The sequence below is a fragment of the Streptomyces sp. NPDC004284 genome (genome assembly GCF_042874035.1).
Lineage (GTDB): Bacteria > Actinomycetota > Actinomycetes > Streptomycetales > Streptomycetaceae > Streptomyces.
The window spans coordinates 222764-234582 of sequence record NZ_JBIAMJ010000012.1 but is presented as its reverse complement, the minus strand read 5'-3'; the positions used below and the strand labels follow the sequence as shown (position 1 = coordinate 234582).

At 69.9% G+C, this 11819-nt stretch carries 8 protein-coding genes and 2 pseudogenes; 5 read left to right on the top strand and 5 right to left on the bottom strand.

Annotated features, from left to right (window positions below; translation table 11 throughout):
* A partial coding sequence (locus ACFYUS_RS27850) for a hypothetical protein (protein ID WP_388857673.1) occupies nt 1-1402 on the top strand: 1402 nt, incomplete at its 5' end.
* A 1-nt stretch (nt 1403) separates the two neighbouring features.
* On the opposite strand, the gene ACFYUS_RS27845 is transcribed toward ACFYUS_RS27850, so the two are convergent.
* The 3 genes from ACFYUS_RS27845 to ACFYUS_RS27835 form a co-directional block, all read right to left on the bottom strand.
* Nucleotides 1404-3542 carry an ATP-binding protein gene (locus ACFYUS_RS27845; protein WP_388857671.1) on the bottom strand — a complete coding sequence of 713 codons (2139 nt, stop codon included), beginning with the start codon at nt 3540-3542 and terminating at the stop codon, nt 1404-1406.
* Nucleotides 3543-3986: 444 nt separating this feature from the next.
* A complete protein-coding gene (locus ACFYUS_RS27840; RefSeq protein WP_388857668.1) occupies nt 3987-4160 on the bottom strand; it encodes a hypothetical protein in 174 nt (57 codons plus the stop codon).
* A 167-nt stretch (nt 4161-4327) separates the two neighbouring features.
* Nucleotides 4328-4567 (bottom strand): hypothetical protein, encoded by a 240-nt coding sequence (locus ACFYUS_RS27835; RefSeq protein WP_388857665.1) that lies wholly within the window; start codon nt 4565-4567, stop codon nt 4328-4330.
* A gap of 401 nt (nt 4568-4968) precedes the next feature.
* Here ACFYUS_RS27835 and ACFYUS_RS27830 point away from each other — a divergent pair.
* A pseudogene (locus tag ACFYUS_RS27830) lies at nt 4969-5205 on the top strand (TIGR02391 family protein); the annotation flags it as partial.
* Nucleotides 5206-5284: 79 nt separating this feature from the next.
* Complete coding sequence (locus tag ACFYUS_RS27825; RefSeq protein ID WP_388857662.1) at nt 5285-5653, top strand: transposase; 369 nt, start codon at nt 5285-5287, stop codon at nt 5651-5653.
* Nucleotides 5654-5906: 253 nt separating this feature from the next.
* Here the strand turns inward: ACFYUS_RS27825 and ACFYUS_RS27820 are convergent, their stop codons facing one another.
* Nucleotides 5907-7481 carry a serine/threonine protein kinase gene (locus tag ACFYUS_RS27820; protein WP_388857659.1) on the bottom strand — a complete coding sequence of 525 codons (1575 nt, stop codon included), beginning with the start codon at nt 7479-7481 and terminating at the stop codon, nt 5907-5909.
* A gap of 167 nt (nt 7482-7648) precedes the next feature.
* Nucleotides 7649-8214, bottom strand: a pseudogene (locus ACFYUS_RS27815) (IS5 family transposase); the annotation flags it as partial.
* A gap of 486 nt (nt 8215-8700) precedes the next feature.
* On the opposite strand from ACFYUS_RS27815, the gene ACFYUS_RS27810 reads away from it, so the two are divergent.
* Entirely contained in the window at nt 8701-9336 is a 636-nt protein-coding gene (locus tag ACFYUS_RS27810; RefSeq protein ID WP_388857656.1) for a hypothetical protein, read from the top strand.
* Nucleotides 9337-10036: 700 nt separating this feature from the next.
* Nucleotides 10037-11647: a phospholipase A2 gene (locus ACFYUS_RS27805; RefSeq protein WP_388857653.1), complete on the top strand. Its 1611-nt coding sequence runs from the start codon at nt 10037-10039 to the stop codon at nt 11645-11647.
* The last annotated feature ends 172 nt before the right edge of the window (nt 11648-11819 follow it).

Here is an 11819-nt window from a genome sequence, read left to right as displayed (position 1 = left end):
GAGCCGGGAGCCGGGAGCCGGGAGCCGGGAGCCGGGAGCCGGGAGCCGGGAGCCGGGAGCCGGGAGCCGGGAGCCGGGAGCCGGGAGCCGGGAGCCGACGTTCGGGCTGTCGCCGGAGTGGCTCCTGTCCGGCGGAGAGCCGTTCGTCGATGGGCTCGTCCTCTCCCACCCCGAGCAGCTGGAACGCCTCATGCGGGTCTGCGCGGAGGCGGTGCCCTCGGCCGTACTGGCCGGGGACCCCTGCTTCGACCGCATGCTCGCGGCGCGTCCGTACCGGGACAGATTCCGCCGCGCGTTGGGGGTGCGCCGGGGGCAGCGGCTCGTCGTCCTGAACTCGACCTGGAACCCCGAGGGGTTCTTCGGCAGCGGGGGCGGGCAGGACGTCCTGCCGTCGCTGCTGCCGCGGCTCGCCGTGGAGCTGCCGGCTGACGACTACCGTCTGGCCGCCGTCCTCCATCCGAACATCTGGTACGGACACGGCCCGGGCCAGATCCGGGCGTGGCTGGACCGGGCTCAGCGCGACGGGCTGACGCTCATCGACCCCGTCCACGAGTGGCGGCAGGCCCTGCTCGCTGCCGACCTCGTCCTCGGGGACTTCGGCGCGGTCTCCTACTACGCCGCCGCCCTGGGCACGCCCGTGCTTCTGGCCGCCGACGGGGCGGGCCTGCTCGATCCCGAGGCACCGCTCGCGGAGTTCGTCCGTCGTGCGCCCCGACTCGACCCCCGCGCTCCGCTGCTTCCTCAAGTGGAGCGCAGGACCAGCGCCCCTCGTCCGGATCCCGCCCTCGCCGGGTTCATCACCTCGGAGCCGGGGCGATCGGCCGAGCTGCTGCGCCGGCACTTCTACGCGCTGATGGACCTTCCCGAGCCGCTCGGGCCCGCGTCCCTGGAGCCGCTCCCGCTCCCTCCGTACCGCCCGGGGAAGGTGACGTCCCCACTGCACGTACGGACCCGTGTGGAGGAGAAGGACATCGTCGTCGAACGGTCCGCCGGGCATCCCGCAGGGGCGGCCGGCGACACGCACCTCGCCGTGCACGAGGAGACGCGGCATCCGGGCGACCTCGACGTGGCGGACGTGATCCTGCGCGACGGGCCGGCGGAGGATCCTCGTCTGGGCGGCCCCAGCGCGTGGACCGCCGAGGTGCTGCGCCTGCATCCTCACTGCTCGACGGCCGTGTACGTGACGGGACCGCACACCTGCGTCGTACGCAGCCGGGGGCGGCACGGCACGTTCCGCCTGTCCGCCGACACCGGCGCCGGGGCGGACGCGGACCCGGCCGCTTACGCCTCCGCCTTCCACGTCTGGCTGGCGTACGGCGGCACGTTCCCCGGACGCGGACTCGTGCTCCGGATGCACAGTGCCGGCGGCGTCCATCCGTTCCGCGTGGAGGCGATCGGCTGAGTTACCGGGCGGGGCCCGGCTCGCACCGCCGCCGCAGACCGGCGAGGTAGGCACGGTGCGGGGTGGCGGAGGAAGGCAGCAGCGCCTCGGCCTCGGTGATCCTGGCCAGAGCAGCCGTGTCGTCGCCGGCGTCGTGGAGGGTCTCCGCCAGGTCCGTGAGGGAACGGGCCTGGTTGTACGCCTCCGGTGGTGCTCCGGTGCGTCCCGCGAAGAAGTCCACGGCACGGTTCAGGCAGCGTCGGGACTCGTCCAGCCGGTCCATGCCGCGCAGGGCCCGTCCTTGATGGCGCTTGATCAGGGCGAGGGCCCGGGGGAGGTCGGACACGCCTTCCTCGCCCGGGCCGATCCTCCGGTAGACGGACTCGGCCTCGGCGAACCTGTCGTACGCCTCCTCGTACGCCCACCGGTTGAGGTTCAGCAGGCCCAGCAGCTCCACGGCCGACGCCTCGCCCCGGAGGTGACCGGCGGCCCGTTCGTACGTGACGGCCGTCCGGGCCGCCCTGTTCGCCTGCTCCCCACGCCCCGTCTCCCCCAGACAGTGGGCCAACTGGAAGTGGAGGGCCGCCGTCATCCGCTCGTCCGCGCGGCTCTCCTCGGCACACCGCGCCGCGTCCCGAAGCGCCGGAAGCACCTCGTCCCAGTACCCCGCCTTCAACTGCAACGGCCACAGGGAACGGGCCAGCCACAGGGCGGTGCCGGTCCGCCGGTGCTCCTCGGCCACGACGACCGCCCGTGCCACGTTGGCGGCCTCGGCGGCCAGGACCGCGATGCCGTCGGGGACGGATCCGGAAGCAGCCCGGTACTCCCCCGGCACCTCGGTCCGCCAGCTCTCCGGCAGGGCCGCACGGGACGCGGGCAGCACCAGCGTGAGCAGCGCTTCGAGCATCCGGTCCACGGCGTCCGCACACGCTCCGAGGCCGTACTCGGCGGCAGCGGTCTCGGCCAGGTGCCTCCTGATCTCGGGCCGGAAGCGGTACCGCAGGTCGGGCAGCGCGTCCAGAAGTCCGACATCCACTGCCTCGTCCAGCAGGCGGGCCGCCGTCACCTCATGGACATCAGCGGCGGCCGCCGCGATCGTGGCGCTGATGGACGGCCAGGCGCCGAGCGCCGTGAGCCGGCACAGACGCAGCGCCTCCGGGCCGAGCCGGAGCGACGCGAGGTGCGCGGCGGTGCGTACAGGGTGGTCCGGCCACGACTCGGGCCGGTCCTCGGATGCGGACTCGGGCTCGTCCCGGGTCAACAACCGTGCCTCCGCGTGAAGGGCGAACGCGTTGCCCTGGCAGCGTTCCAGCACCTCGGGCAGCTGCGCCTTGACCCGCGCGGCGTACTCCGGCCCGGCCACCTTCCGCACGAGCTGCTTCGCGTGCCGGTCGGACAGCGGCGGTACGGCGACGCGCTCGGCCTCCAGCAGCAACGGCGGTCCGGACACGACCACCACCAGCAGGACATCGGGCGTCGACGGTACGAGAGCGCGGACCTGCGCCAGCGAGGTCGTGTGGTCGATCACCACGAGCGCCTTCCGCTCCGCGGTGAGCTTCCGGTACAGCCGCTCGCGACCCGCCTCGGTGGCCGGGATCAGGTCGGGATCCACGTCCATCTCGTGCAGCAGTCGCAGCAGGACGCCCGCCGGTTCCGGTCCGGTCTCTCCGGACGCGGTGCGCAGATCGACGTAGTACTGCCCGTCGGGAAACCGGTCGCGCGTCTCCGCCGCCAGCCGCAGCGCCACCGACGTGGAGCCGCTGCCCGCGGGACCCGACAGCAGGACCACCCGGGGGCGGCCCTCCCAGGGACGGTCGGCCTCCCTCACCAGCTGTTTGAGCGCCTTCTCCTGGTTGGTGAACGCCCACGGGGCCGGGGGCATCGCACCCCGGGACGGTTCGACGGCCCCGCCCGGCACGCCCTCCAGCATGAGCGCCCATTCATCGGCCCGCCGCGGATCGCGGCCCAACCGCGCGTGCACGCGTCCCGCCAGCGCCCGACGCTCCTCCGCACCGGCCGGCAACGGCGTCTCCCGCCCGAGCGTCCGCCGCACCAGAGCCCCCGCCGACAGGGTCAGGTTCTTGCCGATCTCGCCGGCGGCCCCGTTCCCCACCCCCAGCAGGAACGTGGTCAGCGCACTGAGCGCCACGACCTCCAACACGTCGGCCCCTCCCCTGGTCGCCGGCCCAGCTCCTGCCGGACTGTATCGCCGCGCCTCCCCATCCCGGAAACGCCCACGCCCCAGTAACTCCCCTACGTGACGGGATACATGTGGCACCGAGACGCATTCGATCCGGAACGACCAGCGGACCGCCACCGACTGCGTCGACTCCGTCACCTCGCTGCACCACTGGGACGCCACACCGCAGGCAAGCGAGCACCATCGACCCCCCACCCTGAGGGCTGCTTCCCGGAACCAGCCTCCGGCACGTGAACGACATCCCGTACAAGTGCGCGGGAGCAGAAGGGACGGGCCGTGGCCACTGCACCCAGGTGGATTCGCTACGCCAGCCCCGAGGGCACCACGTACTCCCTCCCGGTCCGCCAGAGGAGCCCGACCGCCTGAGCGATCTCTGTCAGGCTCCTCTGCCGCACCGCCTACAGGTCAGCGGCGGAACCCGCGACGGAGATCTCGCGCCTGGACGTTCAGGAACGGTTCGAACCAGGCCGCGGCGCGGATACCGCCGATGCCCATGCGCTGGTTCGTCTCACCGTCCGGGTCCTCGATTCCGTCGAAGCGAGCATTGCAGAGCATCAGCCTCGCGGTCGGCGGCGTCACGGATGGCGAGGTGAAGGACGAGTTCCTCGACCGTGCAGATGAGCTCCGGCCACTGCCCTCGTTCCAGATCACCGGCGAGGTCGTCGGCGGCCTTGGCGAACCGGCGGCGCCACTGGAGGCCGGCCGCGAAGTCCGGAGCCTCCTCCCCGATGGACGGCCTCCCCGGCTCACCTCGGCGGACAGCCGCCGAGTACCACAGCTCCCTCACCCCAGTCGGCGACCTCGTACCCCTTCTCGGTACGCAGCCTCAGGCCCTGGGATGCCTCTGCGACGGTGTCCGCGCCCTCGATCTCGCTGTCGCCCTCCCCAAGCCGCATGACGGCCCCGCCGACGTCCTGGGAGTCCTCGCTCTCGGAGCCGTCGTTCGACTGGGGCTCCCAGCCCGCGCTCCTGACCGCATTCAGCACCGCCTCCTGGTCATGTACGCGAAACCCTCGAAGTACCCCTACCCGAATGACGGGACCAGCCAGGTCAGCGAGCCGTGCGCCGTTCGGCGTACGCACAACACGCGTGACCGCGTCGGCGTCGTCCTAGTCCTCGTCCTCGTCCGAGTCGTCGTCAACGCCAATGGAGTTCCGCCGGTGAGCACGCTGCTGACACGCCTCCGGACGGCGAAAAAGATGCACTCGGCTAATTCCCCTGGTGCTACCGGGAGTCCGGGCCTCGCCTCCACGGCTTACTCCCACGAAACAGCCAAGAGCGAAGATCCTGGACCGGGTCCTACCCACGTGGCGCACCAGTGTCCCGCCCGAGAACAACAAGCTGCTGAACCACTGGCCCCAACACCGAAAAGCCGCCCAGCGAGCCGATGTCGCTCTTCAACGGGACGCGGAGATCCGCGAGCGGCCCGGCGGACGACGCACCGCAGCTCAGCGCGGCAACCATGCACCCGTGGGCCTGGAACAGGGCCCGAGCCCTGTGGCGGAGCGGCCACTTCCGGCAGACGGCCACCGCGGCTGCCCGCAAGATGAACTCCAAGACTCAGAACAGAGTGGACAGGCGGGACGCGAGCGAAACAGCCCTCTTTCCGCACGCCTTCTCCAAGGACGCTCCCCAACCCGGCCAGCCCCGGCTCCGGCTCCGTTCGGGGTCTCGCCGGCCACCGCACACCGCCGGTTCACCGCGTGGACCGAGGCCGGGCTGTGGCGCAGGCTGCACCGGGCGGTGCTGGACGAGCTCGGCGCCAGGGGCGGGCTGGACTGGACGTCCGCGATCGTCGATGCCGCGTCGGTGCGGGCGAAAAGGGGGGCTCGCTGACCGGGCCGAATCCGGTCGATCGCTGCGAGAAGGGCAGCAAACTACATGTGTTGTCCGAGGCTCAGGGCCTGCCGCTGACTGTCGCGGTGTCCGGCGCCAACCTGCACGGCAGTCAGGCGTTCAAGCCGTTGATTCTCGGTGTCCCCGCCGTCCGTTCCCGGCACGGACCACGTCGGAGGAAGCCGGTAACGGTCCGGGCGGACAAGGCGTACTACTCCGCAGAGCACCTCCGCTGACTCCGCAGCCGAAACCTCGTCGCGCGCATCGCCCGACCCGGTATCGAGTCGGGCGAGCGGCTCGGCCGGCACCGCTGGAAGATCGAGCGGTCGATCTCCTGGCTCTTCGGCTACCGCCGCCTCACCGTCCGGCACGAACGAAAAGGCAGCCACTTCCTCGGCCTCGCCGCAGCTCTGACCTGCTACAAGAGGCTCGCGAAACTCACCACGTGAGACATCCTCTAAGCCCGACTCCCCCGTCGCGGGGCACGCCCTACGGACTCCCTAGCCGATTCGCCTTAGGGTTTCCTGTCAAACCGCTGCACGCCCTGGCCCATCCATGGACAAGCAAGATCATGTAAGGGCCTTCCATAAGTTGCGATTGAATCGACTCTTCCTTATCCAAAGCCCTTTCCGCCGTCAGCGCGTCAGGCCACCGAAAAGTCCACTCCCGCTTCCCCTTCGGCACAGGGATGACAAACGCCTTCCCCTTGGGGTTGTATACGCGGATCTCCATCGCCTCCTCCTTGGGCTCGGATTGATTACTCTTCACCGAGATGCTCGCGAGAGAAATCTGACCACCGCGACGTTCCAGCGGATGCACAAAAATCTCATATTCTCCGGAGTTTCGGACAGCCATCCCGTCCTCTGGATTCAAGGCTCCATCCAGAACACACTCCCCCCGAAAGTAACTGAACGTCAGAAGGTTATATTTGTACTTCTCGTACCCCGAGACGAGGGCGCCTTCTTCGGGGTCGTAATCCGGAGGAAGGTCGTCCGGTACAGAAGCCGGGGCCGGGGTATGGGCGGGCCACGCAGGAGTGCGTGTGGGGCTGGCGGAGGAAGCCCCACGGTCAGGACCGTAGCCAGGGAAGATCCAGGGGCCGGCAAGCGCTCCGGTGGCCAGCAGGGCCGCAGCCGAGGCGGTGAGGGCAAGCCATCTTCGAGGGGGCGCGCTCGCGGCTGGGGTTCCAGCCGTGGAGGCGGCGACTGGGTGGGGAGATGTTCGCCGGGGGCCGCCCCCGCCTCTCTTGTGCCCGTAGGAGCGTAGGGAAGTCAACTGCGCGAGGATCACATTGATGGGTGGGCGTTCTTGCGGCTCCTTGGCCATGCAAGCAGCAATTAGATCCTGCAGCTCTTCAGGGACGCCTGCGAGTTTCGGGTCCTCATGGACCACGTGGTACTGGGCAGTAAGAGGGGTGGCGCCCCGGAAAGCGTGGTCTCCGGAGGAAGCGAAAGTCAGGACAGCCCCGAGGGAGAAAATGTCCGAGGCCGAGCTGACCGGATTCCCCTGAACCTGTTCAGGAGAGAAATATCCTGGCGTTCCCAGCACTACGCCGGTATGCGTGGCGTGGCTGAAGTCCGTGGCATAGGCAAGCCCGAAGTCGATTACCTTGGGCCCCTTCTCGGTGAGCAGGATGTTCCCGGGCTTGAGGTCTCGATGCACCAGCCCCGCCCGGTGGATTGAGGCCAAGCCGAAGGTGAGTCCGAGGGCAAGTTCTACAGCATCACCCACACCCAGAGGACCTCGGCTCAGGACGTGGTCCCGCAGGGACAGGCCCTCGACGTACTCCGTGGCGATCCACGGCTCAGGGGCCTGCGTATCGAAGCTGATCACGCGGACGGTGTACGGGCTCCTCACGGAGCTGGCCGCGGTCGCCTCCCGCTCGAACCGGCGTCGGAAGCCCTCCTCCTGAGCGTGGTCGCTCCGGATCATCTTGACCGCGACCTGGCCATCCCGACCCTCCCTCTCGGCCAGGTAGACCGTCCCCATCCCGCCGCTACCCAGCCGTGCAACGATCCGGAACGAACCCACCTTCCGTGGATCGTCCTCCCGCAGATCCCACACGCGAGCGCCCCTCCCCTGAACTTCATGATCACCGAGGGCAGACAGTAGCCCTTCCGTCCTGCCACCCTTCACGCTTCCCAGGCGAACTCGGTTTCACCAAACCCCTTTTACGCGGTACGTCTATCTCATAGATATAGGTGGCATAGGTCGCGAATTAAGATCGTGTCCTATGTGGTGAGGCGGACAAGTCGCTTGTAGCAGCAGACGGCTGCGGCGAGGCCGAGGAAGGCCAGGTAGTTGCGGGGCTGGCGCCCGTAGCGGTGGTTGAGCCGGCGGTAGCCGGTCAGCCAGGACATGGTCCGCTCGATCACCCACCTGCGGCGCCCGAGTCGTTCGCCGCACTCGATGCCTTTGCGGGCGATGCGGACACCGATGCGCTTTCCGCAGAGCCATTTCCGCAGCTCAGGAATGTCGTAGGCCTTGTCGGCGTGCAGGCGCTGGGGCTTGAAGTGACGGCCTCGATAGGAGTCGTGTTTCGTTTGGAGGCCCATGATCATGGGCCTCAGGGCCTGGCTGTCACGGGTGTTGGCGGCCGAGAGGCCGACGAGGAGGGGCAGGCCGTTCGCGTCCGACAGGACGTGCGTCTTGGAACCCGGCTTGCCCCGGTCCACGGGGCTCGGACCGGTGAGGTCGCCCCCTTTTTCGCCCTGACACGGGCGGAGTCGAGAACGGCGTGGGACAGGTCGAGCAGGCCGGCGTCGTCGAGGCGGTGCAGGATCTCCTCAGCTCTTCTTGGATGGTGGGCCGCGGTGTGGGGCCCCTGTTCTCGTATGGCTACGTCAACGCCGGGTGGTGGTCGACTTGTCGGCCGTCAGGGCGGGGTGCGGTGAGGGAGCGGCGAGCCAGGTGCCGAGTGCGGCCCGGCTGGCGGGTGCAGCCGCTGGGCTGATCTTTCTGGGCGGCGGAGGAACCCGGCGGGCGGGTTCCTCCGCTGTTCTTCTGATGCGGCTTGTACGCCGGCGCCGGCAGTCGGCGATCCCGGATGAGGTCGAGTCGGTCACAAGGCCATCGGGGACTGAGAAGACGTCGCGTTCCTCGGGGTGCAGGATCGCCGTGACGACCTGGGTGTGGGTCCTGTCGAGGGCGTGGTCCCACAGACGCTGTTCCTCGCGCGGCTCGCTGGAGCTCGGTCGTGTCTCATCGGGTTGAGTGCCTGTCCCCGACCGCGTGAGTATGCGTACTCACGCGCAGGGGGACGGGTTGATCAGAGGCTGTGCACATGAGACGAATCCCTGCCTCGACCGGTCTGTTCGCCCGCTCCTCGCGCCGACCGGGACTCACCCTGGCCATCACGGCCTTCGCCGTGCTGGCACTGGGGGCGTGCGGCACCGAGAAGACGACCACCGGTGCAGAGCAGGCCGTGCGCGCGGAGGCCGGGGGAAGCCGGCAGCCTGCGCCGACCCTCGCGGAGATCCAGGAGTACATCGAGCAGTCGTGCCCCCCTCCGGGTGCCCCGCCCGTGGCGCCGCCGACACCGGCACCGGCACCGCCCGGCGCGGAGCCGCGGGCCGACGCGGTCGTGCCGGTCGCGCCCACGGCGGGACCGGAAGTGGAGCTGAACGCGCGTGACTGGTGCGCGGGCAACCAGCACGAGCAGCGCATCGCCGAGGCCCTCTTGGATCTGGCGGATCCCACCCCCACGAAGGTCAGGACGATCCTGCACGACCTCGGCTACGCCGACGAGCGCATCCATGACCTGAAGCAGTCCGGTGCGACCACACGGTTCTTCCTCGACCTGCGCGAGAAGGGCGGGCGACTCTGCCTGGAGGGCTCGGCGGCCGGCGAGGAGACCGTCGTCGACAAGTGCGTAGCCCCCGCGACCGGCCCGTTCACGCCTGGAGACCGGAATCGGTGACCACCGGCTCGGCGTGATCGGCCCGAGGCCACGGGCACTCCGACTTCGGCGAGATCCGCTCGAGGTCCAGTACCACCGGACATGCGCCGCGACAGGACCGAAGGACGACGAGGGTGGCGTCGAGCCGGGAGAGCCAAGGGCTGCCGGGCCTGTCCCGCCGACGAGACCGGTCGCCTGCCCGTCTCCTCACGTGCGCCGACGGCTTGGTCTCGGACCGACTCCAGAGCGGCCGTGAAGCCGGCCCGATCGGGATCGGTGCCGGGGACCGACTCGACGGCGTCGACCCTCGCGGTCCGCAGGAGTGGGCAGAGCGTCACAGCTGCAGCCGGGAACCGAACTCGTACGGGTGAGCTCTTCCTTCCGGGCCACCGCCGCCGGATCACGGACCGGCGAGGTCCCCGCTCCCCCTGCATCAGGAGGTCGCCCGGCTTCAGCCCCTCCTTCTCGATGGGGGGTCGAAGGGTCCGAGTCGGCGCGGGGCGGCGGGGCACCGGAGGATCGTCCGAGGGCGTCACCGTACGGGCAACCGGATGCCATCGGAGCGGCATCGGGCGGGGCGATGGCGGAGGCATAACGGATCGAAGGGGCGGGTTCCTAGGTTTCTCGTTGCCGGCCGAGAACGACCGGTTCGAACAGGCGAGACAGGGGCCGGCCGCGAGGGTCCGGACCGTATGCCGCCGGTGACCCGAAGGAACCGAACGTGCGAAGAATCGCGCTGCCCGCAGTGGCGGCAGTGTCACTGGCCCTGCTGCTCCCGCAGTCCGCGGTCGCCGAGGAGATCCCCTCCCCGGCGCTGGAGACCGGGGAGACCCAGCTGATCGGCCCGGGCATGTACCAGTCGGCCGACGACACCTTCCAGATATCCGAGAACGACGTGGCGTACGGCCTGATGAGCCGCTCCCACACGGTGGACGGCACCGGGCCGGGCCTGGCCCAGGCCCAGGACGCCCCGACCACCCGCTCCGACCTCGGGGTCTTCGGTCCGAGCTGGGAGGCCGAGTTCGTCGGCGGCCAGCTGAACCGCAAGCTGGTCCCCGGCTCCGGTTCGATCACCACCACCGACCTGGACACCGCCGAGTCCGTCCGCTACGACCTCACCGACTCGGTGGCCGGCGCCAACGGCGGCAGCATCAACACCTACAAGGCGTCCGACGGCTCCACGCTGGTGGAGAACGTGCAGTGGGACGACCTCGCGGGCGTGCTGAAGACCACGGTCACCGAGACCCTCAACATCGACCTCACCCAGGTCGCCTCCGGCGACGACGTGCCGGTGGACTCCGCCGGCAACCCGATCGCGGCCGCCGCCCTCAAGCCGTCCTACACCTGGAAGCAGGTCGGCGGCAGCGGCGACAACTGGCGGGTGACGGCGGTCGGCAACACCGCCTACAAGCAGACGACGGTCACCTACGACAGCACCGGCCGCGTCTCCACCGTCAAGGACCCGGCGCGCGCCGACGTCCCCGCGCAGACGGTGAAGGTCAACTACGCGACCGCCACCACGGCCTCCGGCCAGACCCTCGGCGACGTCGCCGGCCAGGTCAAGGACATCACCGTCACCGTCGGCCAGACCGTGCAGACCCTGGCCCGCTACTCGTACGACGGCTCCGGCCTGCTCCGCAAGGTCGTCGACCCGGCGGCGGGCAGCCAGCTCAACACCTACAGCTACGACGCCTCGGACCGGGTGGTCACCGCCTCCGCCGAGGACGGCGCGTCCTGGCAGCTGACCTACTCCGGTGACGCGGCCGCCCCGCAGTCGGTCGAGACCACCGGCATCCGCCCGGAGGCCGGCAGCGCCGTCCAGGGCGCTCCCAGCCTGGCCCAGGAGGAGGGCATCGCCCCGGCCTCCGAGGACTTCGGCCCCGGCGAGATCACCTCGGCGCAGGCCTACCCGAGCTACTGCTCCCGCCCCGAGACGTGGATGTGGTACCAGTACAGCGGCTGCGCGACCAAGGTCGCCCACTACGGCTGGCACAACCCGAGCTGGAAGAGGACCCCGACCGGCGCCTGGGTCATGGGCATCTTCGAGGACCACTGCACCGACTCCTCCGACAAGCCCGGCGGCTGGGACTTCCGTACCGCCTGTGACTCGCACGACTACGGCTACGGCACCATCGGCAACAGCTACAAGGGCTACCGCTACTACCTGGACCGCAACAAGGGCATCGCGACCGACGTCGCGTTCTACAACATGCTCTACTACAACACCTGCCCGGCGTACTTCTGGAAGAGCGCCTGCCGCTCCACCGCGTACTCGTACTACCTCGGTGTCTTCTACTTCGGCAGCCCGAAGAACGGCGCCAACGCCACCTGACGGGCCGCGCGACCGCAGGGGAACCGGGCAGCTGAGCGACCGAAGCTGCTGCCCGGTCCCCGCCCCGGGGCCTGACCACCCGGCCCCGCCCCCTTGAACTTCCGGCCCTGAACTCGCGGGCCTCATGAGCGAGTTGCCCTCCCCCCTTCTTTCCTTCTCTACCGCCGCGGCA